Genomic DNA, 23,704 nt, shown 5'->3' with positions numbered 1-23,704 from the left:
CTAGCACAGGAGCACGACCATGCTGACCCAGATCAAAGGCCTGCACCACGTCACGTCCATCGCGTCTGACGCCGCGCGCAACAACGCGTTCTTTACCGACGCGCTAGGCCTGCGCCGCGTGAAAAAGACGGTCAATTTCGACGCGCCGGATGTCTATCATCTGTATTACGGCGACGAGGTCGGCACCCCCGGCACGGTCATGACCCATTTCCCGTTCCAGCGCGCCGCGCGCGGCACCCCGGGCGTGGGCGAGGTCGGTGAAACCGTGTTCGCCGTGCCTGCGGGATCGCTCGATTTCTGGGCCGATCGTTTGGCGGGGCGTGCCGAAAACCTGGCGCGCGACACGCAGTTTGGTGAAAACCGCCTGACCTTTCGCAGTGACGACGGCGAGGCATTCGCCCTGTCAGAGGTGGCGGATGATCCCCGGACCCCCTGGACCGGGAACGGCGTCGGATCCGACCATGCGATCCGCGGATTCCGGGGTGCGTCCATGCGGTTGGCCGACACGGGTGCCATGGCCGAACTGCTGACCTACATGGGCTATGAAAAACTGGACACCCGCGACGGTGTGACCCGCTATGTCATCGCGGGCGACAATCCCGCCGATACCATTGATCTGGTGCAGGCCTCGGGTGTGCAAGAGGCGCGGGCCGGGGCCGGATCGGTCCACCACATCGCATTCGCGGTCGAGGATCGCGCAGCACAGGTCGCGGTCCGGCAGAAACTGATCGACACAGGCTATGCCGTCACGCCCGTGATCGACCGGGACTATTTCTGGGCGATCTATTTCCGCACCCCCGGCGGCGTGCTGTTCGAAATCGCCACGAATGAACCCGGCTTTGACCGCGACGAGGACACGGCAAACCTTGGCGACGCGCTCAAGCTGCCCAGCCAGCACGAGCATTTGCGCGCGCAGCTGGAACAGCATTTGCAGCCGCTGGGTTAATTGCCGCCTAGCCCGCCCAGGATATTGTCCAACACGTTCAGGATCTGGCTATCCGCCGCGATCCCCGAATTGGACAAGGTGCCATTGCGGGCCGGGCCGGGGATGTCCATGGGCAGCGGCTTTGGCTGCTGCCCGGCGACCACACGCCGCATCGTGTCGCGGAAAATGTCCGCGGGAATGCCGCCGCCCGTGACGCCCCGCATGGGGCTGTTGTCATCGAACCCCATCCAGACGCCCACGACGTAATCCGCGTTGAACCCGATGAACCAGGCGTCGCGCTGGCTGTTCGTCGTGCCCGATTTGCCGGCCAGTTCCCAGCCGTCGATCTGCGCGCGCGTGCCCGTACCGCGCACGACGACCTGGTTCATCATGTAGGTCAGCTGTCGCGCCGCGCGTTCCTGGATCACCCGTTCCTGCATGCCCGTGCCTACGTTGTCCATCAACGGGGCATCGTCCCCCTGCAACCGCAGGTCCAGCAACCCGTAGGGTTCCACCGCCGACCCGCCGTTCAGGATGCCCGCATAGGCCCCCGACATCTCGATCAGGGTGCTTTCGGATACACCCAGCGCCAGCGCAGGCCCCGCGGCCAATTCGCTGTCGATCCCGAATCCTTCGGCAATCTTGCTGACCAGCTCGCGGCCGACCTCTTCGGACAGGACGACGGCGGGGATGTTCCGGCTTTCGTACAGGGCCTGTGACAGTGTCACCGGACCCTTGAACTGGCGGTCATAGTTTTCGGGCTGCCACGGCCCCGATCCGGGGATCGTGATGGTCAACGGCACGTCGTCGATCAAGTCATTGGGCGAAAACCCAAGGTCCAGCGCCGTTGCATAGATGAACGGTTTGAACGCCGATCCGGTCTGGCGGCGGGCCTGTGTCGCGCGGTTGAACGCGCTTTGCGCGCGCACATCGCGTCCACCGACCATGGCGCGCACGGCACCATCCGCCGACATGACGACCACGGCTGCTTCGACTTCTGACCCTTCTGACAGTTTGGTGTCAAAGACCGACAGCAGTGCGGTTTCCGCAGCCGTCTGGATGTCCTGGTCCAGCGTGGTGCGGATCACCACGTCCTCGGTCGTGTTGCGGGTAAAGAAATCCGGCCCCTGTCCCATGACCCAATCGGCGAAATATCCGCCTGCACGGGCCTGTGCCGCCTGCGACAGCTGTGCTGGATTGGCCAGCGCCTCATCCGCCTGCGCGGATGTGATATAGCCTTGATCCTCCATCAGGCCGACGACGACCGCCGCGCGGTCCACGGCGCGGCCCATGTTGTTGGTCGGCGCATAGGACGACGGTGCCTTGAGCAATCCGGCCAACATCGCGGCCTCTGCCGGGTCGACGCTGCGTGCGGATTTGCCGAAATAGCGCTGTGCCGCGGCCTCGAACCCGCGCGCGCCTTCGCCCAGATAGGCGCGGTTCATGTAGATCGACAGGATTTCCTCTTTGGAGTAGGCGCGTTCCATTGCCAGCGCGTAAATTGCCTCATCGATCTTGCGCTGGATTGTCGACTCGCGGCAATCTGCCTCGTAGGCGCGTTCGCTGTCCCAAAACGCAGGATCGTAGTCGACGCCGAGACACAGCAGTTTCGCGGTTTGCTGCGTGATCGTGGACCCACCGTTGCCGGACAACGGGCCGCGTCCTTCGCGCAGGTTGATGCGAACAGCACTGGCTATACCGCGTGGGCTGACGCCAAAGTGGCTGTAGAACCGGCGATCCTCTGTCGCGATGACCGCGTCATGTAGATAGCCTGACACCTCGTCCGACTTGATCATACCGCCATATTGATCCCCGCGCCATGCAAAGACATCGCCGTCGCGGTCCAGCAGCGTGACCGATCCGCGTGTGCGACCATCCACCATTTCCTCGAACGCGGGCATGCGCGATGCGTCCCACTGCACTTTGATGGCAAGCGCGATGACGCCGATCACTGCGACAGCGATGCCAATGCGAAACACCATCCGCAGCGTCCAGGTAAATGGAAACAGCAACCAGCCCACCAGACCGCGTTTCTTGCGGGGGCGCGGGGCTGCATTGCGCTTTGCGGGCTTGGGCTTTGCCGCCCGGCGTTCCGCCACCAAAGGGCGCGATGTCTTGCGATTCTTGCTCATGGGCCTGCGATCAGCATTTCTTGGTTTTGCTTACCATAGCGGTCCGCAACCCGGTTGTCCCGCCAGCATCGCATATTTTTGAGGTGCACAAAAAACGGGCAAAGATACAAATTTGTGCAAAAACTATAACGCATGCTCTGTAGCGCCGTTTTATTTACCCTTTGAAAACTTGGCTATCACGCAACCGCGAGTCCTTGATCGTCCCATCCTAACCGCGGGCCCCTGCGTGGCCTGCCCCATTACATGAGGGCGATTAAGTGAAACTCATCATTGCAACGATCAAACCGTTCAAGCTGGAGGAGGTCCGCGAGGCGCTGACCACCATCGGCGTGCGCGGCATGATGGTCTCCGAGATCAAGGGCTTCGGCTCGCAGTCGGGTCACACCGAAATCTACCGCGGCGCGGAATACGCCGTGAACTTCGTGCCCAAGGTCAAGCTCGAGATCGTCGTGCCTGACAACATGGCCGAACAGGTGGTCAGCACCATCGCAACCACCGCCAAGACCGACAAGATCGGTGACGGCAAGATTTTCACCCTCGACGTCGAAGGCGCGCTGCGCGTCCGGACCGGCGAGTTGAACGACGACGCGCTGTAAAGCGGCCTTCAGTAAAGGGACATTTTCCGAAATGAAAACCACACTTCACAAAGCACTTTGGGGCGGGGCCGCACTGGCATTCCTGCCCGCGGTTGCCTTCGCTCAAGAGGTCGCCGAAGAAGCCGCCGCCGCGCCGTCGTTCGACGAAATCGGCCCCTATATCATGACCACATTGCTGTTCCTCGTGGGCGGCTTTCTGGTGTTCTGGATGGCAGCAGGTTTTGCCATGCTCGAGGCTGGTCTCGTGCGGTCCAAGAACGTGACGATGCAGCTGACCAAGAACATCGCGCTGTTTTCCATCGCGGCCATCATGTACTGGCTGGTCGGTTTCAACCTGATGTATCCCGGTGAATTCAACGGCTACTTTGCGTTCAACTTTGTGCCGACGGTTCTGGAACCCGTTGGTCTGGCCGCTGCCGACGCATCGCTGGATTACGCATCCGTCGCATCCGACTTCTTCTTTCAGCTGATGTTCGTTGCCGCCACCGCATCCATCGTGTCCGGTGCTCTGGCCGAACGGATCAAACTGTGGCCCTTCCTGATCTTCGTGATCGTGCTGACCGGCTTTATGTACCCGATCTCGGGTTCCTGGCAGTGGGGTGGCGGCTGGCTGTCCGAAATGGGCTTCTCCGACTTTGCAGGTTCCACGATCGTGCACTCTGTCGGTGGTTGGGCTGCATTGGCTGGCGCGCTGATCCTGGGTCCGCGTATCGGCAAGTACAAGGACGGCCGCACTGTGCCGATGCCCGGTTCCAACCTCGCACTTGCAACACTGGGTACGTTCATCCTGTGGCTGGGTTGGTTCGGCTTTAACGGTGGTTCGCAGCTGGCTGCTGGCACCGTGGGCGACATCACCGACGTGGGTCGTATCTTTGCCAACACCAACATGGCCGCATCGGCTGGTGCCGTCACCGCGCTGATCCTGACGCAGGTCCTGTACAAGAAGGTCGACCTGACCATGGTGCTGAACGGCTGCCTTGCCGGTCTGGTGTCCATCACGGCCGAACCCCTTGCACCGTCCCTGTTCGGCTCGCTGCTGACGGGTGCTGTGGGTGGCGCAATCGTCGTGTTCACCGTGCCGCTGCTGGACAAGCTGAAGATCGACGACGTCGTCGGTGCCATCCCCGTCCACCTGTTTGCAGGTATCTGGGGTACGCTGGCAGTTGCCTTCTACACCGGCAACTGGGGCGCACAGATCACGGGCATCATTGCCTACGGTGTGTTCACCTTCGTGGTCGCCGGCATCGTCTGGTTCATCCTCAAGGCCGTGACCGGCATCCGCGTCAGCGAAGAGGCAGAGATCAACGGTCTCGACACCTCCGAGCTGGGCATGGAAGCCTACCCGGATTTTGCAAAGGGTTAACCCTCCCCTCTAACCCTTGCATTCCTGACCCGGGCGTTCGCGCCCGGGTTTTTTGTTTTTCAAGCCGCAAGCACTGTGTCAGACAGAGACCAACCTCCACAGGATATCACCATGATCAACACGCCATACCTCTTGTTTCTGGGCGATGCGCCCGACCCTCTGGCGGCCAAGGTCGCACAGGGCATCCGTGACTGGCGTCCGCAATACGCGCTGGGTCAGTTGCGCCTGGACGGCTGTCAGGCCGACATGAAACTGCCCGACATGACACTGACCGAGGGTCGCGCCGCCGGTGCGCAGACGCTGGTGATCGGCGTGGCCAACCGGGGTGGCAGGATTTCTCCATTGTGGAAATCGGTCCTGCTCGACGCGCTTGCCGCTGGCTATGATCTGGCGTCCGGCCTGCATAACCTGCTGCGCGACGACGCCGATCTGGTCGCCGCTGCAACAGCGCACGGCCGCACCTTGCATGATGTGCGCGTGCCAACCGTCGCCTACCCGATCGCCAACGGCGTAAAACGTAGCGGCAAGCGCTGCCTTGCCGTAGGTACCGATTGTTCCGTGGGCAAGATGTACACCGGCCTCGCCATGGATGCCGAGATGAAGGCGCGCGGCCTGAAATCGTCGTTCCGCGCCACCGGTCAGACCGGAATCCTGATCACGGGCGAAGGTGTGCCGCTGGATGCCGTGGTCGCCGATTTCATGGCCGGTGCGGTCGAATGGCTGACGCCAGATAACGACCCCGATCACTGGGACCATATCGAAGGGCAGGGCAGCCTGTTCCATATCAGCTATTCCGGTGTGACGATGGCACTGGTCCACGGCGGCCAGCCCGACGCGCTGGTGTTGTGCCACGAACCCACCCGACCCCACATGCGCGGCCTGCCGGACTATGCGGTGCCGAAGCTGGCGGATCTGCGCGATCTGGCGTTGCAACTGGCGCGGATGGCGAACCCGGCCTGTCAGGTGGTGGGTATTTCGGTGAATACCTCTGGTCTGGGCGACGATGTGTTCGAGGATTATCTGGCCGGTGTCGAACGTGAATTGGGCCTGCCGACTGTCGATCCGTTCCGTCAGGGTGCCGATCGTCTGGTCGACGCGTTGCTGGCGCTGTGATGGAATTTGCTGCGCAAATCCCATGCCTCCGGCAGGAGTATTTGGGGCAAGATGATGCTTGAGGTGACGCGGGATACATTCCGGTTGGCGCAGGTCTTTACGATCTCGCGCGGGTCACGGACCGAGGCACAGGTGCTGACCGTGCGCGCGGGCGACGGCTGGGGTGAATGCGTGCCCTACGCGCGGTATGACGAGACGCTGGACAGTGTGACCGCACAGATTGCGGGCTTGCCCGAGGGGATCAGCCGCGCGGACCTGCAGGACGCCTTGCCCGCCGGGGCCGCGCGGAACGCGGTGGATTGTGCGCTGTGGGATCAGGCGGCGAAGAAGGCGGGGGTGCGGGTCTGGGACCTGATCGGGCAGGGGGCACCCGCGCCTGCCGTCACCGCTTATACGCTGTCGCTGGACACGCCCGATGCGATGCAGGCGCAGGCCGCCAGAAACGCACACCGACCGCTGCTGAAGATCAAGCTGGGCACGCCCGATGACATGCCACGGCTGGAGGCGGTGCGCCGTGGCGCGCCCGACGCGCGGATCATCATCGACGCGAACGAGGGGTGGACGGCAGAGGTTTATGCCGACCTCGCACCGCATCTGCTGCGCCTCGGCGTGGCAATGGTGGAACAGCCGCTGCCCGCCGGGGCCGACGACATGCTGGGCGAAATCGCGCGCCCCTTGCCCGTCTGCGCGGATGAGAGCTGCCACGACCGCGCGTCGCTGGCGGGGCTGGCGGGCAAATACGACATGGTGAACATCAAGCTGGACAAGACCGGCGGGCTGACCGAGGCGCTGGCGCTGAAGGAGGCCGCACTGGCCCAAGGGTTCAGCGTGATGGTCGGCTGCATGGTCGGGTCGTCGCTGGCCATGGCCCCCGCGACGCTGCTGACGCCGGGTGCGGCGTTCGTCGACCTCGACGGTCCGCTGCTGCTGGCCGAGGACCGCCCGGTGCCGCTGGTGTTCGACGGGGACGGCGTGCATGCGCCGGACGCGGGGTTGTGGGGCTAGGGGCGCAGTTTGGCACGGATGTCGTCGCGCAGGCGGGTGGCTTTGTCGTGATTATAGGGCGTTTGTTTTTTTGAAAACACGGTCAAGGCCGCGTCCACGTGTGTCAGCGCCGTTTGCAGATGGGCGGTTGCCTCCGCGTCGTCGATCAACGACGCCCATGCCTCAAATGCCAGCGCTAGATTTTCCTGCGTCATGGCCCATTGCAGCGGCACGCGGTCCTGCCTCAGTTCCGTCAGTGCGGCGCGGAATGCTGTGACGGCCTGTTCCAGCAGGTCGGTGTCGCTTGCCAAGTGGCCGAGGGACGTCAGCGCGTTGCCCAGATTGTTCTGCGTCGTGGCCCAGTCCAGCGGCACGCGGTCCTGCGTCCTTTCCGTCAGCGCGGCGCGGAATGCTGTTGCGGCCTGTTCCAGCAGATCAATGTCGCTGGTGCGGGTGCCGAGGATATTGAGCGCGTTGCCCAGATTGTTTTGCGTCATGGCCCATTTCAACGGCACGCGGTCCTGCGTCCATTCCGTCAGTGCAGCGCGAAAGGCGACGACGGCCTGTTCCAGCAGATCGGTGTCGCTGGCGCGGATGCCGAGGAATTGCAGCGCGTTGCCCAGATTGTTTTGCGTCATGGCCCAGTCCAGCGGCACGCAGTCCTGCGTCCACTCCGTTAGTGCAGCGCGATATGCGGTGACTGCCTGTTCCAGCAGATCGGTGTCGGCGGCGCGTTCGCCGAGGATTGTCAACGCTGCACCCAGATTGTTCTGGGTTGCGGCCCATTCCAGCGGTACTCGATCCTGCGTCCGTTCCGTTAATGCAGTGCGATATGAGGCGACCGCCTGCTCCAGCAGGTCGGTGTCGCTGGCGTGGATGCCGCGGGTTTGCAGCGCGTTGCCTAGCAAATTAGCAGCAGCGCCACGCTGAGCTACGTTTTCTGCGAGCGCCATGGATTGATGCGCCACCGCAATCGCAACATCCAGATCAAAGGACAGCCCCTGGTCTCGGCCGCGTTCGTACCAGATATCCTGCTCCGCCAGCACCGCCGCAAATTGCTCTGCCTGCGTGCCGCCATTTTCCGTAATCCGTGCGACCAGCAGATCGGCGAGCACATCGGCGTTGCGGGCCAGCGTGGCCTTGGCAATCGCGCTGTTCACCAGTTGCGCACGGGCCTGTTCCTCGCGCGCGATGCGGTCGGCGCTGTCGGCGAGGGCGTTTTGCATATGCGCAAGGGCCGCGTCCAGTTCGCCCGCGTCGGACAGGCGGTCCGCCTCTGCCACGATGGCGTCGACCTCTGACGGCAGGTTCGACGGGGCACGGCGGTTGGCCGCCACCTCTAACGCGCGTTCGAGGCCGCGCAGGGCACCGTCGAAATCCTGTGGCGAGCCTTCGGCATAGCGTTTCGCCAGTGCGATCAGCAATTTTTCATTCTGCGCCATACGTTTGATGTCGTCAGACAGGCCTGCGTCGCCGCGCACCTCTGCCGTCAGTTGCGCGATCATCGCCTTCATTGCGGCGGTCTCTTCGCGCAGGGCCGCCGTGTCGGATTTGATTGCAGCGCCTTGCGCGAGCAAAACACCCTGACTGCGCAGCAGCGCGCTGACGCCCTCTGCCGTAAAGGCCTGCGCAGAATTGCCGTCGCGCAGCACCCGTGCCGCTGACTCCAACGTCAGCCGCAGGGCTAGGCGCACGCCGTCCGTTTCCGCCGCCAGTGCACTGCCGAACGCGGCCTGTGCCAGCACCGCGCCAGGATCATCGGTGGCAAAAGCTGTCACCATGGTGTGCGCGTCCAGCGCGACCGCACCGCGTCCGCCGCGCAGATAATCAGACACCACCTCTGCATCGGCATCGGTAATCGCGCCTTCGGCAAACAGCGCCGCTGTTGCCCGGTCACGCGCCTTGCTCAGGGTGCGCCTGTCGGACAGTGACCATTTTTCGGCGCCCATTGCCAGCAACACGGCGGCGGGCACCGTCGCAGCCCCGACGCCAGCGGCGGCAATCCCCGCTGCGGCAAGGCAAAATTCGGTCCCGTGCTGGGCAAGTAAAGTGCGGCTCATCTTTTCCCCTGACACGGTGATGTTAACCGCAGGAAACGGGCTGCGACAACCGCCCCCTCTGGACAAGACCCGCCACTCTTTGGATAACCACCGGGCACCAGCGAAAGGCCCGCCCATGACCCGCACCGTTTACCTGAATGGCGACTACCTGCCCGAGCACGAGGCCAAGGTTTCGATCTTTGACCGCGGGTTCCTGATGTCTGACGGCATCTACGAGGTGACCAGCGTGCTGGACGGCAAGCTGATCGACTTTGACGGCCACGCGGTGCGGCTGCAACGGTCACTGGATGAACTGGACATGGCCCATCCGTCGTCCAAGGATGACCTGCTGGAGGTGCACCGTGAGCTGGTGCGCCGCAACGAGATCACTGACGGGATGATCTATCTGCAGATCACGCGCGGCAATCCCGGCGACCGCGACTTTGCCTATCCGCCCGCCGATACGCCGCCCACACTGGTGCTTTTCACGCAGGCGAAACCCGGCATGGCCGACAGCCCGATGGCGCAGACCGGCATGAAGGTGATCAGCATCGCCGACCAGCGCTGGGGGCGCCGCGACATCAAGACGGTGCAACTACTGTATCCGTCCATGGGCAAGATGATGGCCAAGGCGGCGGGCGCGGATGACGCCTGGATGGTCGAGGACGGTCACGTCACCGAAGGCACGTCCAACAACGCCTATATCGTCAAGGGCAACACGATCATCACGCGCCACTTGGGCAACGAGATCCTGCACGGCATCACCCGTGCCGCTGTCCTGCGTTTCGCCCGCGAGGCCCAGATGAAGGTCGAGGAACGCAGTTTCACGATTCAAGAGGCGCTGGAGGCCGACGAGGCCTTTATCACATCGGCCAGTACATTCGTCATGCCCGTGGTGGAACTGGACGGCACGGCGATCGGCACCGGCACCCCGGGGCCTGTCGCGACCCGTCTGCGCGAAATCTATCTGGAAGAAAGCCGCAAGGCCGCCGTCTGATTTTTGCCGACACGACGGACGGTTCCAAATCGTGCATTGTCGAATGGTCCTTGCCCACTATCCTTGATCCAGAGCAAGGAGGCCAAGATGGCGACGATCAAGGATACACCGACCCGCTACGGCGTCATTTCCCGCGTTCTGCACTGGGGCATGGCCCTGCTCTTTGCGGCACAATTCGCTTCGGCTGCGGCCCGCGCCCTGCTGGAACGCGAAAATGCACTGCGCGAAACCCTCTGGAGCTATCACACCAACCTTGGTGCGACGCTTTTTGTCCTGGTCGCGCTGCGCGGCATATGGGGTCTGCTGAACATACCCAACCGTCCGCCGCACAGCGGTGCGGTCGGCACCGCTGCGCTGGCTGGTCACGTCGCGATCTATGTGCTGATGTTTCTGGTGCCGTTCACGCGCCTGCTGGCATCGGCCGGCAGCGAACGTGGCTTCAGCTATTTCGGCATCCCGATTTTCCCGGCGCGCGAAACCGAAATCGCCTGGATGCAAATTCCGGCCAATTGGCACGGTGAAATGGGTTGGCTGCTGCTTGCCCTCATCGCAGGGCACATCGCCATGGCGATCGTCTGGCACGGGATCATCCAAAAGGATCACACGCTGCAGCGCATGACCGGCGGCCATTGATGACGGCAGGTTTGCCTGACCTTGAGACATTCCGGGTCACGGCCGATCATCGCGACCGGCTGGCAAAGTCGGGCCATCGCCACAAGTTCGATTATGGTCATGTGGTCGTCGGCGCTGGCCCTGCGTTACAGGGCGGGGCTGCGCGGCTGGCAGCGCGCGCCGCGCTGCGGATCGGGGCAGGGCTGGTGACTGTGCTGGCACACCGGGATGCTGCCGATGCGCATGCGGCGCAGCTGAACGCGATCATGCTGCAGACCTACGATCAAACGCCACGTTTCGCAGGGCAATTGGCGGTCCTTTCGCCTGATGCAATCTGCGTTGGTCCCAATTTCGGGACGTCGGTCACGGCGCGCGAGAAACTCAACGTGGTCCTGGCGCAGAGCGTTCCGCTTTGCCTTGATGCGGATGCGATCACCATGATCGCCCAGGATCGTCAGGCGTTTTCGGCGCGCGCCTCGGATCGGGTCGTGCTCACACCCCACGCCGGGGAACTGCGCCGACTGATCCCCGGCGCGTTTGACCGGACCGATTGCCGGGTGACGCTGGCCCGGACCGCTGCGCGTGACCTTGGCTGTGTCGTCCTGTTCAAAGGTCCGGACACGCTGGTTGCACAGCCGGACGGCACCTGTGTCGTCGTCAGCTCTGACGGGATCCCGCATGCCGCATGGCTGGCAACCGCTGGCGCTGGCGATGTGCTGGCCGGGTTCATCACGGGTTTGCTCGCACGTGGGTTTGCGCCAGCCTGTGCTGCGGCTCTCGGCGCGCACCTGCACTTGCAGTGTGCCGCCGTCGTGGGTCCAGGCCTGGTTTCAGAGGACCTGCCCGATGCGCTGCCACGCGTCCTTTCGGCCATGCTGTCAGAGCCTTAGTCTTCCAGCGGATCGTGCCCCCAATTCATCAGGCTATAGCGCCAATCGGAATGTGCGACATCATTGTCCGGCCCCCCCTGGGAGAGGTGACGTTTGACGTAGCCCACGACCTTGGCCATGTGGTCCCACTGGTCGTCCGTCAGCGCGTCCTTGTTGGTACGTTTGATCTCGACGATGCGACGACCGGATGCGTGGCCGGTGCTCTCGCCGCTATCGCTGTCACCGACTGATTTGCTCTCGTCTGTCTTCAGCCAGTCTTCCAGCTCTTGCGGCGCCATATTGACCAGATCGCACCACTCGTCCCAGATCGTTTCCTTGGATTTTGATGACATGCCATTCTCCTGTGTTGCGGGATCAAGGCGTGCCGTCATCCTTTTGTTCCCCCGCCTGGGGTGTCAGGTCGTAGGGGGCGGCGATCCGCCAGACGTGACCGGGGATCATGTTCTTCATCTTGGCCGGTGCGGCCCGTCGCAGATGCAGGATCGATTCTGCGGCCTTCATCTCGAGCCGCGCGCGGGCGAATTCCAGCCCCTTGGGTCCGATGCGCGGCATCAGCCAGCCCATGACGGGGCGCAACCAGTCCGGCATCCGGCGCAGTGGCAAACCGCCCGCAGCCAGCCGCGTATTCGCGATGAACCCCGCCACGGAACTGCGACGCTTGCCCCGCGACCCCGGTGCCGCCAATTGCACGGCATCGCCCAGACCCGCCAGCATCTCTGCCCCGCGCGCGTTGCGCACGATCAGCCATTGTTCGCCTTCACCCGCCATGTAGCCGACGGTGATATCCGCCAGACGGTTCGTGTAGTCGACGCAGGTCCGGCAGGTCAGCGGGAAAAAATCATCCGGCAGATCCGAAATCGGCAGCTTCAGAAACGGGATCAAGCGACGGCTGTGGTCACGAAACCGCAGCTCCACATGGAAATCCGCGCGAAATTCCAGATAGGTCACCTCGTCCGGCCGGTCCGTCAGCCTGCCCAGGAAATCATGGAAATTGGCGGTTGTCGTGTTGTCCGAACAGGGCGTGCCGATGACATACAGCCTCTCCAGCCCCAGCCGCGCCTCGATCGCGCGCAGGGCATAGACCTGACAGGGAATGCCTACGACCGCGATTCGCCTGTGACCTGCCGCAATCGCGGGCTCCAGTGCGGCCAGCAGCGGCGCATAGCCCATGCGCATCCCGCGCGCGCGTATCAAGTCGTCCGGTTCGGTCAGGATTGCGGGCACCGGTGCCCAGCGATCCTCTGCGTCCGGGACACAGGCCAGCACCGCGTCCACTATGCCGCGCCGCAACAGATCAGCCGCCAGTGAGGTGGTAATCCCGGTCCATTGCGCCCCATCTCGCGGATGCACCATTGCGGCACGATACATCGCCTGCGTCACCCCAAAAAACGCCTCGTCCCCCGAATGTGCCGCATCACGCCCGTGAACCTGCCGTTCCAGGCGTGGATAATCGGGTGCGATGAACTGGCAGGCCGCCCCGCAGGCGCCGGGATCGGCCATCCGACTGACCCCGCAATCGGTGCACAGGCTGCGGGGCGCGGCATCGCGCAGGGTGTCGGGCGTCATGTCCATCCGCAAACCTTGCCCCGCGCCGGGCCAAGTTGAAAGCCGCTCAGCATCATCTTGCTGAAAATACTCACAGGGCGCGCAGCGCCCCCGCATTTTCGCGAAAATGCGGAACCGCCCGATTTTTCGCGAAAAATCGGCTATCCCGCCCCGATCAACGCACCCGCACCGAACACCAGCGCGCCGCCCAGAACCACCTGGAACGCCGCGCGCAGGAACGGCGTCTGCATATAGCGGTTCTGGATCCAGGCGATCGCCCAGAGTTCGACAAACACAACGATCATCGCGATGATCGTGGCCGTCCAGAAATCCGGGATCAGATAGGGCAGGGCGTGACCCAGTCCGCCCACAGTCGTCATGACGCCCGCCGCGATTCCACGCTTCAGCGGTGATCCCCGCCCCGAAATCTGGCCATCGTCGGACGCAGCCTCGGTAAAGCCCATGGAAATACCGGCACCGATACTCGCGGCAAGTCCAACCAGAAATGTCGTATGCGTATCCTGCGTCGCAAAGGCGGTGGCAAAGATCGGGGCCAGCGTGCTGACCGATCCGTCCATCAGGCCGGCCAGCCCCGGCTGCACCCATGTCAGCACGAATTGCCGGTGGGCTGCGGCGTCTTCCTCGTTCAGGGCCGTGGCACCCAGATTGTCGCGTGTCAGTTGGTCGGCGGTTTCGATATGGCCACTCTCTGCGGCGGCCAGATCGCCCAGCAGCCGCCGGGTCGCCGCATCCGTCGTCGCCTGCGCCGCGTGCGTGTAAAACCGTGCGGCATCCCGTTCCATCTGGCTGGCCTGCGCACGGATCGTTTCCAGTGGCAGATTGGCCGTCAGCCACACCGGACGGCGCGCGTAGAACCCGGATACATGTTCGCGCCGGATCAGGGGGATCACCTCGCCGAACCGGTCGCGGTGCAGATCAATCAGCCGCCGGCGATGTCCATCCTCTTCAGCTGCCATTCCGTCGAACACGGCCGCGCTGGCCGGATAATCGGCGCGCAGCATCTCGGCGTAGCTGCGGTAGATCCGCCCGTCATCCTCCTCAGAGGAGATGGCAAGCGCCAGCACTTCCTGTTCGGTCAGATCGGCAAAACGGCGGCGCTGGTTGAAACCGGGTATCATGGCGGCCCCTTATTTAGAATAATTCTAAAATAGCCGAAATCCGCGCCTGCACAAGCCCTCAGTCCAGCCGGCGCACCTCCAGGTGGTTGCCCTGTCGCTGCGCCACCTCGAACCGCCCCGATTTGCGTAGCAGGTCGGACAGCTTTGCGCTGCCATAGGTGCGGGGATCGAATTCGGGTGTCGCGCTGACCAGATATTGGCCCAGCTGCCCCAGCGTGTACCAATCCGCATCCGGATCGATCGACCGCATCGCAGCCAGCACCAGCGGGATCACATCCTGCGGGGCCTCCTTGGTTTCACCTTTGGGGCCGTCGCTGGGGGTGGGGGTGGTCTCTGCCGTATCGCCCAGGTTCTCGACAAAGATGAACCGCTTGCACGCGCGCCGGAACGCATCCGGCGTCTTCTTTTGCCCGATCCCGTAAACATCCACCCCCTGTTCGCGGATCCGCGCGGCCAGCGACGTGAAATCACTGTCCGAACTGACCAGCACGAACCCCTGGAACCGGTCGGTGTGCAACAGATCCATGGCATCGATCACCAGCGCGATATCGCTGGAATTCTTGCCCGTGGTATAGGCCGGCGACTGCTGCGGGTTCAGCCCGTGTTCCAGCAACACCCGGTTCCATCCGGCCAGCTGGTTACTGGCAAAATCCCCGTAGATCCGCCGCACCGATGCCTCGCCAAAGCGCGCCACCTCCTCGAATATCGCGGCGGCATGTTTGGGGCTGGTGTTGTCGGCATCGATCAGCACGGCCAGCAGCGGGCGTTTGTCGGGCATTGGGTCATCCTCGTGTTTCACCCCAGACTTAGCGCAGGCGTGCAAAACCCGCCAGCCATCCGCAAAACGCAATGAAACAGAAAAATTCCCGTACTCTCTGAAACTCTTTCCGGCACCCTGACGTGGTTTCTCCAATCGCCGGCACAACCGTCGGCATAAACTTTGGGAAGAACACCATGACCATGAAAACGACAGCCATCGCCACCATCGCAGCCGCAACACTCGCAGGTCCGGCCTTTGCCGCGGCCCACGCCGGCACCATGGGCTATGCCCTGGCCGAGGACGGCGCGACGCTGGTCACCATGGCCGATATCGCAGCCCCTGGCGAGGTGCAGACCTTTGCGCTGGAAACACCGCTGCGAGCCATCGCCTACCGCCCGGTCACGGGCCAGCTGCTGGGTTTCGCAGACGGCACGATCTATGACATCGACGCCACAACGGGCGCGCTGACCGATCTGGGTGCCACATTTGCGGACGACGCCATGATCGGCGAGGGTGCGGTCGCATTCGACTTCAACAACCAGATCGACGCCGTGCGCCTGGTGGGTGAGGACGGTGCGAACCTCGTCTATTTCCCCGAAGGTTTCGGTGACGCGGACGAACGTGCGAATTCCGTCCTGCGCTTTACCGATGCGTTCTACCTGGACGGTGACGCAAACGCCGGCACGACGCCCGCCATCTTTGCGAACGCCTACACCAACGCGATCCCCGGCGCGACGGCAGAGTCGACAGCACAATACGCCATCGATGCGGGCACCGACGCGCTGGTCACACTGGCCAACAACGCGGGTGAGCTGGCTACCGTCGGCGCACTGACCCTGGACGGAGAGCCCGTCGACGTCACCGCAATGGGCGGCTTTGACATCGTCTCCGCGACCGAGGGCGACGACATGGCCTACGCCGTGCTGCAGACCGAAGGGTCCGAGACCGCAGGCCTCTACCTCGTGGACCTGACCTCGGGTGCCCTGACCAACCTCGCCGACCTCGGCATGGGTGGGTTCACCGGGTTTGCGGCCTCCAAAGGCATGTAATCTCCGACAGACGGATTTTCCCGGACCGTCCATCGGATGCAAAGACGCCCTCGGCCAGACTGGCCGGGGGCGTTTTTGGTTTGGGGGGCTTTCGGCCCATTGCCGATCTTCGGACTGGGCGACTACGCTGCGGCGCGGCTTTACCGAAGCGGTCGTTCAGGCGTAGCGCAGCATTTTCTCGACGGCTGACGGCGGCTGAGCGGACTTTTCGGTCATTCAATTTTCGGGCTTCGCTGACGCAGCATTCGTTCGCACGCGCGGCACGTTCATCGCTGTGTCGCAGCGGATGTCGCCAGACCGGTCGTTCAGGGGCCCCGATTGTGCCTGAACCAAGACCGAACTTTCGCCGCACGCTTCGCCAATATGAAAGATGCGGAACAAAGTGTGAATTCGCTGCATCGCAAAGAAATAGTTGCGCTTCAACTTCTTAGGCAGGCGAGGCCGGTTCACAAAGGAAGCATTGGCGACTTGAGCGCAGACAAGAATGCCTGAACCTTTGCTGTGCGATGAAGATCAACATGCGTAACCAGCCACAAGGGCACAGACCATTCAGGTAAAGGTGGGTAAACCTCGGACAGTTCCGCGCGCCGTGCAGAAAGTGGCCGCGCACAGAATCCGATCCCGATACCTTCGGCGACAGCACATTCGGCCACGTGTTGGCTGGCCGTGACAAATTTAATCTGCGCCCTAGGGACATGCGTCCGCAGCCAATCGGCAAAAGGTAGATTTGGGTTTCCGGCGTCCCAACAAATGAATGTATGTCCCGTCAGATCGCGTGGCGTATCCGGGCGGCCAAAGCGCAACAGATAGCTATCATGCGCAAAGAGACCGAAATCAATGTTGCGAAACGGCTGAACGACATTATCGGGTTGCTCGGGCTTCGGACCAGTGCGGATGGCGACGTGAGCCTGGCCATATTCCAGCTTGAGCAGAGCACCGCTTGCTATGAACTTGATGCCGAGTTGCGGATGGTCGTTTTGAACTTTGCGTATGGCTGGTAGTATGGACCGAGCGACCTGTTCATGGGCCGTGACGATCAGATCCCCCGTCAAATCCGATGTGCTGTCCCGCGTGCGCTGCGCCAAGTGTTTGAACTGGTCCTCGGTTGCCTGCGCAACCTGCATCATATCCCGCCCTGCCTCGGTCGGCACAAAGCCTGATCGATTGCGAAAGAAGATCGGGGCCCCAAGTGCCGTCTCAATCAGATCGATATGTCGGACGACGGTAGCCCGATGAACGCCCAAGACCTCGGCGGCGGCGCTGACGGTGCCCAGACGCGCGACTTGCAATGCCGTTCTCATTTCTGCCCAGTGATCCATTGGCCCCTTGCCACATAGACGCGCGTTCGGTGCGCTTTATGACATCTTTATTACATAATTTAAACATGGCAGTTTCCGAAAAACTGTCAATCATTTGGAACACGCCATGCAAAAACACGCTCTTCTTCTTAAAATCTCCGCCGTTCTCTGGGTCATCTGGGGAATTGTTCACGTCGGTGCGGGTATCTTTATCGTCGGGTCCGAAACGCCGGCAGCCGTTGCGGGCATTGCCGACGCAATGGACCCAGCGCAGTTCGATATTGCATATCCGGCGGCAGTCAGTGCCATCGTCAAACAGCTTGGTTTCAATATCGGTTGGGCGGGGATCGTCACCCTTGTAGGCGCCGTCTTTATCTGGCGCAGGAATGCGGCCGCAATCTTTGTTACGGCATTGGTCGGCGGTCTGTTTGATCTGGCGTATTTGCTGTTCATTGACCTTGGCGGCTTCGCCCTGTTCCTGCCCGGTGGTCTGATGACCTATGTATCTGCCTCGGCCATTCTCCTGAGCTTCTACGCCTATTTTGCAAGCACACGGGCCTGAATCCGATGATGAATGGGCAGGTCTTCGGATCGACTGAATGGCCTGCCTCCCCCCTTTAAGGTGAAGAACCAGATGACAAAATTTCTTGATGCCGATGCAGCCACGCCCGAGGGAATGAAGATCATCATGAAAGGCTTCAGCAAGGCTATGCTGATCGTGATGATCCCTGCCGCGGGGTTTCTGTGGCTTGCCGCCGCGACGGGCCTTTTTGCGGTCGACTGGATTACCACCCGAGGTGATGCAATCGCTTTTGTTGGGCAAAACCTTACGGTAGCGGGTCTTGTCTTTGCTGCACATATAATGTGGGTGTCATTGACACGCGCCACGCCGACAGCGGAAAAGTGGCAAGAAGGCGGGCGGCCATCTGCCGGGTCAAAGTTGGATCTTGCGCAGCGTGTCACTTTGAACACTGCGGAGCAGGCTGTGCTATTTGCCTTCGCCCAGTTGGCGCTCGCAAGTGCCATGCCGTTGGATCAGGTCTTCGCGACAAGAATACTTGCATTGATCTGGTTGGTTGCGCGGATCGTGTATGTTGCCGGATACCTTCGGCATCCTTTCTACCGGTCCTATGGGTTCAACTTGTCGATCCTACCGACGATCCTTGCACTCGGATACGCCGTTTGGTGCATGGCGTTTGTTTGACAAGTGATACACAGGCTATGCCTATTTAGGGGACCGCGGCCCCTCAGGCGCCCGCCTCGAACATCTGAGTCAATGGGGTGGGCGGGCGGCTAAGCTGCGATGCCTCGTCAGACCACTTGGCTAAGGTCCCCTCTGTGCCGATCATAACAAGCAGGATTTTCTGCACATGTGAGATGCTGTGTGACAGCATTTGGCAAAGAGGGCTCGAAGCCGACTTTCGCCGCGGAATTGTGGTATGGTGAGGCGTCGGCGAAGTGCCGAAGACGTGGCGGGACCGGTGGAGTGGAGGAACCACCATGTCTACCGCCAACCTACCAGCAATCCGCGCCTGCCGTTCCGCTTGGAACAAGGGACGCATCGTCGGCCAGAAACGTCCGCTACAACCGAAGCATGTCTGGGCGATCCGGGTCCGCCTCGAGATCGCGGAGCGGACTCGCGAGCTGGCGCTCTTCAACCTCGCCATCGATAGCAAGTTGCGAGGCTGCGATTTGGTGCGCCTCAAGGTCGCTGACGTCTATGCGGCGGGTCAGGTCAAGCATCGCGCCGCGATCGTTCAGAGCAAGACAAGGCGGCCGGTCAGCTTCGAGATCACCGAAGGGACTCGAAAAGCAATCAGAGCATGGCTCGAGGCGCCGCTGATGGTCGGATCGGAGCATCTCTGGCCCGGACGGTTCCATGAGCGGCGGCACATCTCGACGCGCCAGTATGCTCGCCTCGTCCGAGACTGGGTGACATCCATCGGCCTTGAGCCGAGCGCGTATGGCACCCATTCTATGCGGCGCACAAAAGTCGCGCAGATTTACCGAAAGACCGGCAACCTGCGGGCGGTGCAACTCCTCCTTGGACACACGAAGATGGACAGCACGGTGCGTTACCTGGGCGTCGAGTTGGAAGATGCGCTCGCGATTGCCGAGGCGGTAGAAATCTGAACAGGGCGGGCCGGCTGTCGTGGCCGGCCCATTGCCGACTTTGCCTGTCGAAGTCGAATTCTGCGCCTGCAAACCATATTGCAGACATTCTCGTCCTTCACGAAGCCAGACCGCCTGCACAACTTCGAGAACCGGCAATCTCCTGAGAAGCTTCCAGCTTCCTCAAATATGATTTTCGCGCAGCGCTTGAGGGGTTACGCCTGTCCATTTCCGGAAAGCGCGCTGGAAGGCATTCGGATCGCGATACCCCACGAGGTGCGCGATCTGCTGGTTGTTGAGACTGCTTTTGACCAGATAGCGAATCGCCAGGTCTTTTCTCGTTTCGTCCAGCAGGGACTGGAACGTGATGCCGTCTTCATTCAAACGCCGGAGCAAAGTGCTTCGGCTGAGTTTCAGACGCCCGCAGACATGGGCGATTGTCGGTTCGGTGATCGAAAACGCCTCCAGCATGGTTGCCCGAACCCGGTCTGACAGGGGCAAGCCCTTGGACTGGATCATCGCCTGTGCCTGAAGGTCGGCCTCGGTGGCCGCCCAGAGCGCGGGGTTGTCCGAGACGAAAGACGTGCCCGCGTCGGCACGGGAATAGGTGAGCGTCGCGTCACCATAGTCAGGGATCTGCCCGAACGTTTCTTCGAGACGCGCGCGCTCGTCCAGCGGCAGCGGCAGGCACACCCGCAGCGGGCGGACTGCATGACGCGCGAGCGCATTGGCCTGCGCGTGCAAATAGATGATCTGGGGGCTGCTGAACGATCCAGGCAACGGGGCGGAGGCGACGTCCGGCGCGATGCGCACGGTGAATTCAGTTGCGCTCCGCGATATGACGAACTGCATCGGCCCGAACAAGCTTTTGAACGCAGCCATGCGCGTAACGCCAGTTTCGAAATCCGGCGCGGTTGAGAGCGCGAAAAGAACTGGAATTGCCGGACCGCCCGCCATCCGCAGTCCCAGAAGCCTTGAGACATCCTGCGCGCCGGACAGGTCGATCAGCGCCGACCAGAGGCGCAGGTATTCGTCGGCTGAGACAAGAAACGCATGATCGTTGCGATCGGTAGCGATGATATTCGCGCGGGCCAGAACATTGCTCCAGTCGATGCCCAGCATTCCGCAAATCGGACCTGACAGAACAGCGGAGGTGTAGATCGGGTGGTGCTCCGACGTTTGCATGACCAAAGGCCTCTCAGAGAAAATTGTCTTGCTCCACACCAGACGTTCTTTCGGGGTATGCCGCAATGGCCTTGGGCCGATCCGCAAGTCAATGGAACGATCGGCAAGCCCTGACCTGTGGAAACTGGGTCGCGTTCGGACTTAGCTTTTGAGTAAGACACGCCAATTGCCGCGGTCCCTCGCGGAAGTCCTGGCATGTTTTGCACATGAAGGAATTGCGACATGACAGCCGATCCGTATCGCTACCGCGTCAACGCATTCACGGTCATCACCTCGGCCGCGTTCTTTGGGGCCAATGCCTTCATCGGGCTGTCGATGGGGGCTTTCTGGCTGGGCCTGCCTTCGTCGGAGTTCATCGTGCAGTTCTTTCCGCAGTTCAGCAACTTCCTCTTCACGATCATGCCGCTCTTCCTGGCCATGCTGCTGGGTCTCATCCTGTCGGCAAGACTGGACCGCGATGTGCCTCAGGCACGGCGCAACTGGCGGATCGCGCTGTGGCTCTACCTTGCCCTGTCACTGATCACCGTTCTCTACCACATGCCGCTGAACGTGCGGCTGGCGGCGGCGGTCGGATCGCCCGTGGGCGACGCACTAAGCTTCTACAAGGCCATTGCAGTGGTCGGCCTGGTGACAGAGGAAAACGCTGCCACGATCCGGACGGCCTGGCTGCTGGGCCACATCCCCCGAGTTCTGATCACCGTTGCCATTCCCGTCTATGCACTGCGCGCGATGAACGCCGGACCCGCCCGTTGAACCGATTTGTCCCAACCTGAAAAAGGCTTCCCACGATGCAACACAACAGTCGCACCCGCCTCCGGTCTCTTGGTTTCACGGCCATCCTACTGATTTCAACCCTTGGTCTGCCTGCACAGGCGCAACAGGCGCAGGAACCCGACGCCCAGGTCCGTGTTCCGGCAGATCAAGTCGCTTTCGCCCCGTTTCCGGCACCCGGCGTTCGCAGCGTCGCACTTTATGGCGGGGTTGGGACAGGGCAGCCCACGGCAATGACGTCGCTGCTCGACCCGGCCACCTACGCGGTGCTGCCGCATACCCACACGCACGGCTACTGGGCGATGGTCGTCAAGGGCCGGATGCAGCATTGGCAACTGTCCGAGCCAGACCGAGGACCCGACCTGCTACCCGGTGCCTACTGGTTCCAACCCGGTGGTGTGCCCCATGCCGAGGATTGCCTCGGGCCAGAGGTTTGCCAAGTCTTCGTCGTCTTCGACGAGTCCGCAGATTTCACGCCGGTTCAGTAGGCCAAAGCCGATGCCACAGGAGTTCTTATGACACCGCGCATCCGATGGGCCATCGCCGTGCTGATGGGGGTCACGATCTTTCGCGCCCAAACAATCCTGTTCCTGCCGCAGGTTGAAATGTTCGGCGGCCCCGCACCCGATGGCTGGTTCGGCCCCTGGCTGAGCGACACGATCATCGGCTTTGCCCTGCCCGTGATGATTTTTCTGTTCTGGACCCGGCGCGGGGCAACGGTCTGGGGCGTGCTTATCGCCTACAACGCCGTGGGGGCCTTCGATTATTCACAAGGCCTGATCACCCAGATGATCAGCCCCATGCCGGCCCAGATGGCCTCGGCCGTCACAGTCTATCTGGGGATCGGCCTGTTCATGACGGCCCAGATCGCGGCACTGGGGCTGTTGTTCCGCCGCGACGTGATCGCCGCTTTCATGGGGCGGGGCTGATGCGAATGCGCCCCCTTTCACACGTTTTGTCGATACCCGTTTGCAGGAAGATTTCCCCATGACCAATGAACCGAAGGCAGACGTGACAATCGCAGTGTTCGGCGCCACCGGCCAGACCGGTCGGCATGTTCTGAACCGTGCGCTTCATCAGGGTCACGCGGTGCGGGCCTTGGTGCGCGACCCAAGCAAGCTGCATATCGAGGCGGACAGACTGAAAGTCATTCCAGGCGATTTTGACAACATCGCGGCCCTGCGGGAGACGGTCAGGGGTGCCACCCATGTGATCTGCTGCGCAGGCGGGACCTACGGCAAGGGCTACGACACGGGCATGATGACGCGCTTTATCGCGCGGCTTTGGCCAGTCCTTGATGCGGAGGTTTCAGTCAGGACCTTCCTGTTCCAATCGGTGTTTTTCGTCCCCGAACCCGATGGGTCCAATCCCGTGATCCTGAAGCTGCTCGCGCCTGTGGCGGCTTATGTCACCGGTGCGACCGAGATGCTGCGGGACAACACGGCCGTCACGACCTTCATTGCGGCCCATCGCGACGTCTCATTCGACACCATCGTCACGCGCCCCGGCAAGATCGTGGACAAACCAGGAGGCACCCCGCTGGTCGCCAGCCAGACGCCCAGTTTCGCCGCCATCACCTTTGCCGATCTCGGTGCCTTCACGGTTAGTGCCGTGCAGGATGTGGCGTTGCACGGCACTCATCCCTTTGTCGTCCCCAAACCGTGAGGCAGAGCCCGTGGCCGACGAAACCTATCGCAAGACGGTCAACATTGTCGCAATCGTGGCGTCTGCCGCGTTTGCCGGTGGTGGCCTGCTGATCCTTCTGTCCTACGGAATCCGGTGGCTGGCCACTGATCCGCTGGTCTGGCGGGCGGGGTTCTGGGATGAATTCCTGAACTTCGCGATCACCATCATTCCGCTCAACATGATCACGCTGGTCGGGCTCGTGCTGTCGGTGCGGCTTGATTGGCAGGACCGTCCCACAAGGCGGGTCTGGATGGTCGCGATCTGGCTTTACGCAGCCAACACCTTGTTCACGCTGGGCTATTTCATTCCGCAGAACATCCTTCTGATACGGGACAGCTACACGGCCGATGCCGCGTCGCAGGTCCGGGCGACCTGGCTGGTGCTGCATATCCTGCGGGTCATCATCGCCTTTGCCCTGCCGGTGATGGCCTGTCTCGCGGCAATCCGCCGGGCGGAGGTTGCGCCACGGGCATACCCGCGATCCGCGCAAGGCGCGGCGTCATGACCG

The 23,704-nt window shown here is 62.2% G+C and carries 25 protein-coding genes; 17 read left to right on the top strand and 8 right to left on the bottom strand.

The window, feature by feature from the left end; all coding sequences use genetic code 11:
• Positions 1–19 precede the first annotated feature (19 nt).
• A complete protein-coding gene (locus LGQ03_RS11965; protein ID WP_226748593.1) occupies positions 20–946 on the top strand; it encodes a VOC family protein in 927 nt (308 codons plus the stop codon).
• On the opposite strand, the gene LGQ03_RS11960 is transcribed toward LGQ03_RS11965, so the two are convergent.
• Complete coding sequence (locus LGQ03_RS11960; protein WP_226748592.1) at positions 943–3,057, bottom strand: transglycosylase domain-containing protein; 2,115 nt, start codon at positions 3,055–3,057, stop codon at positions 943–945. The two genes, LGQ03_RS11965 and LGQ03_RS11960, sit on opposite strands and share 4 nt — an antisense overlap.
• A 257-nt stretch (positions 3,058–3,314) precedes the next feature.
• Between LGQ03_RS11960 and LGQ03_RS11955 the strand changes: the two genes are divergently transcribed.
• From LGQ03_RS11955 to dgcA, 4 genes are all read left to right on the top strand, one after another.
• The gene (locus tag LGQ03_RS11955; RefSeq protein WP_056035349.1) at positions 3,315–3,653 is read left to right on the top strand and encodes a P-II family nitrogen regulator; all 339 of its coding nucleotides are present in this window, start codon (positions 3,315–3,317) and stop codon (positions 3,651–3,653) included.
• Between the two features lie 31 nt (positions 3,654–3,684).
• The gene (locus tag LGQ03_RS11950) at positions 3,685–5,016 is read left to right on the top strand and encodes an ammonium transporter (RefSeq protein WP_090159850.1); all 1,332 of its coding nucleotides are present in this window, start codon (positions 3,685–3,687) and stop codon (positions 5,014–5,016) included.
• A 111-nt stretch (positions 5,017–5,127) separates the two neighbouring features.
• The gene (dgcN, locus tag LGQ03_RS11945) at positions 5,128–6,129 is read left to right on the top strand and encodes an N-acetyltransferase DgcN (protein ID WP_226748591.1); all 1,002 of its coding nucleotides are present in this window, start codon (positions 5,128–5,130) and stop codon (positions 6,127–6,129) included.
• Positions 6,130–6,180: 51 nt separating this feature from the next.
• Entirely contained in the window at positions 6,181–7,134 is a 954-nt protein-coding gene (dgcA, locus tag LGQ03_RS11940; protein ID WP_226748590.1) for an N-acetyl-D-Glu racemase DgcA, read from the top strand.
• On the opposite strand, the gene LGQ03_RS11935 is transcribed toward dgcA, so the two are convergent.
• Entirely contained in the window at positions 7,131–9,173 is a 2,043-nt protein-coding gene (locus LGQ03_RS11935) for a tetratricopeptide repeat protein (RefSeq protein WP_226748589.1), read from the bottom strand. The genes dgcA and LGQ03_RS11935 overlap by 4 nt on opposite strands.
• 115 nt (positions 9,174–9,288) lie before the next feature.
• Here LGQ03_RS11935 and LGQ03_RS11930 point away from each other — a divergent pair, with 115 nt between their 5' ends.
• The 3 genes from LGQ03_RS11930 to LGQ03_RS11920 all read left to right on the top strand — a co-directional run bounded on the left by LGQ03_RS11930 (position 9,289) and on the right by LGQ03_RS11920 (position 11,651).
• A complete protein-coding gene (locus LGQ03_RS11930) occupies positions 9,289–10,149 on the top strand; it encodes a D-amino-acid transaminase (RefSeq protein WP_090159854.1) in 861 nt (286 codons plus the stop codon).
• Between the two features lie 87 nt (positions 10,150–10,236).
• Positions 10,237–10,782: a cytochrome b gene (locus LGQ03_RS11925; protein ID WP_226748588.1), complete on the top strand. Its 546-nt coding sequence runs from the start codon at positions 10,237–10,239 to the stop codon at positions 10,780–10,782.
• Entirely contained in the window at positions 10,782–11,651 is an 870-nt protein-coding gene (locus LGQ03_RS11920) for an NAD(P)H-hydrate dehydratase (protein WP_226748587.1), read from the top strand. Before LGQ03_RS11925 ends, LGQ03_RS11920 begins: the two co-directional genes overlap by 1 nt.
• On the opposite strand, the gene LGQ03_RS11915 is transcribed toward LGQ03_RS11920, so the two are convergent.
• The 4 genes from LGQ03_RS11915 to LGQ03_RS11900 form a co-directional block, all read right to left on the bottom strand.
• A complete protein-coding gene (locus LGQ03_RS11915) occupies positions 11,648–11,983 on the bottom strand; it encodes a DUF3140 domain-containing protein (RefSeq protein ID WP_226748586.1) in 336 nt (111 codons plus the stop codon). The genes LGQ03_RS11920 and LGQ03_RS11915 overlap by 4 nt on opposite strands.
• A gap of 22 nt (positions 11,984–12,005) precedes the next feature.
• Entirely contained in the window at positions 12,006–13,217 is a 1,212-nt protein-coding gene (locus LGQ03_RS11910; protein ID WP_226748585.1) for a Coenzyme F420 hydrogenase/dehydrogenase, beta subunit C-terminal domain, read from the bottom strand.
• Between the two features lie 140 nt (positions 13,218–13,357).
• Entirely contained in the window at positions 13,358–14,335 is a 978-nt protein-coding gene (gene mbfA / locus LGQ03_RS11905; RefSeq protein ID WP_226748584.1) for an iron exporter MbfA, read from the bottom strand.
• Between the two features lie 58 nt (positions 14,336–14,393).
• Entirely contained in the window at positions 14,394–15,113 is a 720-nt protein-coding gene (locus tag LGQ03_RS11900) for an NYN domain-containing protein (RefSeq protein ID WP_056035744.1), read from the bottom strand.
• Between the two features lie 176 nt (positions 15,114–15,289).
• Between LGQ03_RS11900 and LGQ03_RS11895 the strand changes: the two genes are divergently transcribed.
• The gene (locus LGQ03_RS11895) at positions 15,290–16,144 is read left to right on the top strand and encodes a DUF4394 domain-containing protein (protein WP_319004492.1); all 855 of its coding nucleotides are present in this window, start codon (positions 15,290–15,292) and stop codon (positions 16,142–16,144) included.
• Between the two features lie 446 nt (positions 16,145–16,590).
• Here LGQ03_RS11895 and LGQ03_RS11890 read toward each other — a convergent pair whose 3' ends face one another.
• A complete protein-coding gene (locus tag LGQ03_RS11890) occupies positions 16,591–17,463 on the bottom strand; it encodes a LysR family transcriptional regulator (RefSeq protein ID WP_226748583.1) in 873 nt (290 codons plus the stop codon).
• A gap of 106 nt (positions 17,464–17,569) precedes the next feature.
• Here LGQ03_RS11890 and LGQ03_RS11885 point away from each other — a divergent pair, with 106 nt between their 5' ends.
• The 3 genes from LGQ03_RS11885 to LGQ03_RS11875 all read left to right on the top strand — a co-directional run bounded on the left by LGQ03_RS11885 (position 17,570) and on the right by LGQ03_RS11875 (position 19,575).
• Positions 17,570–18,004 carry a hypothetical protein gene (locus LGQ03_RS11885; RefSeq protein ID WP_226748582.1) on the top strand — a complete coding sequence of 145 codons (435 nt, stop codon included), beginning with the start codon at positions 17,570–17,572 and terminating at the stop codon, positions 18,002–18,004.
• A 72-nt stretch (positions 18,005–18,076) separates the two neighbouring features.
• Complete coding sequence (locus LGQ03_RS11880; RefSeq protein ID WP_226748581.1) at positions 18,077–18,646, top strand: MAPEG family protein; 570 nt, start codon at positions 18,077–18,079, stop codon at positions 18,644–18,646.
• A 296-nt stretch (positions 18,647–18,942) separates the two neighbouring features.
• Positions 18,943–19,575, top strand: a complete 633-nt coding sequence (locus LGQ03_RS11875; protein WP_226748580.1) for a tyrosine-type recombinase/integrase — start codon at positions 18,943–18,945, stop codon at positions 19,573–19,575.
• Positions 19,576–19,737: 162 nt separating this feature from the next.
• Here the strand turns inward: LGQ03_RS11875 and LGQ03_RS11870 are convergent, their stop codons facing one another.
• Entirely contained in the window at positions 19,738–20,739 is a 1,002-nt protein-coding gene (locus LGQ03_RS11870; protein ID WP_226748579.1) for a helix-turn-helix domain-containing protein, read from the bottom strand.
• Positions 20,740–20,961: 222 nt separating this feature from the next.
• On the opposite strand from LGQ03_RS11870, the gene LGQ03_RS11865 reads away from it, so the two are divergent.
• From LGQ03_RS11865 to LGQ03_RS11845, 5 genes are read left to right on the top strand one after another with little or no spacing between them, the layout of a single operon-like run.
• Entirely contained in the window at positions 20,962–21,492 is a 531-nt protein-coding gene (locus tag LGQ03_RS11865; protein WP_226748578.1) for a hypothetical protein, read from the top strand.
• 35 nt (positions 21,493–21,527) lie between these two features.
• Positions 21,528–21,998 (top strand): cupin domain-containing protein, encoded by a 471-nt coding sequence (locus LGQ03_RS11860; RefSeq protein ID WP_226748577.1) that lies wholly within the window; start codon positions 21,528–21,530, stop codon positions 21,996–21,998.
• A gap of 27 nt (positions 21,999–22,025) precedes the next feature.
• Positions 22,026–22,439: a hypothetical protein gene (locus tag LGQ03_RS11855; RefSeq protein ID WP_226748576.1), complete on the top strand. Its 414-nt coding sequence runs from the start codon at positions 22,026–22,028 to the stop codon at positions 22,437–22,439.
• A gap of 58 nt (positions 22,440–22,497) precedes the next feature.
• Complete coding sequence (locus LGQ03_RS11850; RefSeq protein WP_226748575.1) at positions 22,498–23,175, top strand: NAD(P)-dependent oxidoreductase; 678 nt, start codon at positions 22,498–22,500, stop codon at positions 23,173–23,175.
• Between the two features lie 10 nt (positions 23,176–23,185).
• A complete protein-coding gene (locus tag LGQ03_RS11845; protein WP_226748574.1) occupies positions 23,186–23,701 on the top strand; it encodes a hypothetical protein in 516 nt (171 codons plus the stop codon).
• Positions 23,702–23,704: the final 3 nt, after the last annotated feature.

It is taken from the genome of Loktanella gaetbuli, assembly GCF_020531945.1.
Lineage (GTDB): Bacteria > Pseudomonadota > Alphaproteobacteria > Rhodobacterales > Rhodobacteraceae > Loktanella > Loktanella gaetbuli.
Note: the sequence above shows the minus strand (reverse complement) of the source record. Positions and strands in the feature narration are given on the sequence as shown.

Bases quoted from the DNA above. Each gene is read 5' to 3' on its own strand.
- LGQ03_RS11965 (WP_226748593.1), top strand. From the start codon at position 20: ATGCTGACCCAGATCAAAGGCCTGCACCACGTCACGTCCATCGCGTCT.
- LGQ03_RS11960 (WP_226748592.1), bottom strand. From the start codon at position 3,057: ATGAGCAAGAATCGCAAGACATCGCGCCCTTTGGTGGCGGAACGCCGG.
- LGQ03_RS11950 (WP_090159850.1), top strand. From the start codon at position 3,685: ATGAAAACCACACTTCACAAAGCACTTTGGGGCGGGGCCGCACTGGCA.
- dgcN (WP_226748591.1), top strand. From the start codon at position 5,128: ATGATCAACACGCCATACCTCTTGTTTCTGGGCGATGCGCCCGACCCT.
- dgcA (WP_226748590.1), top strand. From the start codon at position 6,181: ATGATGCTTGAGGTGACGCGGGATACATTCCGGTTGGCGCAGGTCTTT.
- LGQ03_RS11935 (WP_226748589.1), bottom strand. From the start codon at position 9,173: ATGAGCCGCACTTTACTTGCCCAGCACGGGACCGAATTTTGCCTTGCC.
- LGQ03_RS11930 (WP_090159854.1), top strand. From the start codon at position 9,289: ATGACCCGCACCGTTTACCTGAATGGCGACTACCTGCCCGAGCACGAG.
- LGQ03_RS11925 (WP_226748588.1), top strand. From the start codon at position 10,237: ATGGCGACGATCAAGGATACACCGACCCGCTACGGCGTCATTTCCCGC.
- LGQ03_RS11920 (WP_226748587.1), top strand. From the start codon at position 10,782: ATGACGGCAGGTTTGCCTGACCTTGAGACATTCCGGGTCACGGCCGAT.
- LGQ03_RS11915 (WP_226748586.1), bottom strand. From the start codon at position 11,983: ATGTCATCAAAATCCAAGGAAACGATCTGGGACGAGTGGTGCGATCTG.
- LGQ03_RS11910 (WP_226748585.1), bottom strand. From the start codon at position 13,217: ATGACGCCCGACACCCTGCGCGATGCCGCGCCCCGCAGCCTGTGCACC.
- mbfA (WP_226748584.1), bottom strand. From the start codon at position 14,335: ATGATACCCGGTTTCAACCAGCGCCGCCGTTTTGCCGATCTGACCGAA.
- LGQ03_RS11900 (WP_056035744.1), bottom strand. From the start codon at position 15,113: ATGCCCGACAAACGCCCGCTGCTGGCCGTGCTGATCGATGCCGACAAC.
- LGQ03_RS11895 (WP_319004492.1), top strand. From the start codon at position 15,290: ATGACCATGAAAACGACAGCCATCGCCACCATCGCAGCCGCAACACTC.
- LGQ03_RS11890 (WP_226748583.1), bottom strand. From the start codon at position 17,463: ATGGATCACTGGGCAGAAATGAGAACGGCATTGCAAGTCGCGCGTCTG.
- LGQ03_RS11885 (WP_226748582.1), top strand. From the start codon at position 17,570: ATGCAAAAACACGCTCTTCTTCTTAAAATCTCCGCCGTTCTCTGGGTC.
- LGQ03_RS11880 (WP_226748581.1), top strand. From the start codon at position 18,077: ATGACAAAATTTCTTGATGCCGATGCAGCCACGCCCGAGGGAATGAAG.
- LGQ03_RS11875 (WP_226748580.1), top strand. From the start codon at position 18,943: ATGTCTACCGCCAACCTACCAGCAATCCGCGCCTGCCGTTCCGCTTGG.
- LGQ03_RS11870 (WP_226748579.1), bottom strand. From the start codon at position 20,739: ATGCAAACGTCGGAGCACCACCCGATCTACACCTCCGCTGTTCTGTCA.
- LGQ03_RS11865 (WP_226748578.1), top strand. From the start codon at position 20,962: ATGACAGCCGATCCGTATCGCTACCGCGTCAACGCATTCACGGTCATC.
- LGQ03_RS11860 (WP_226748577.1), top strand. From the start codon at position 21,528: ATGCAACACAACAGTCGCACCCGCCTCCGGTCTCTTGGTTTCACGGCC.
- LGQ03_RS11855 (WP_226748576.1), top strand. From the start codon at position 22,026: ATGACACCGCGCATCCGATGGGCCATCGCCGTGCTGATGGGGGTCACG.
- LGQ03_RS11850 (WP_226748575.1), top strand. From the start codon at position 22,498: ATGACCAATGAACCGAAGGCAGACGTGACAATCGCAGTGTTCGGCGCC.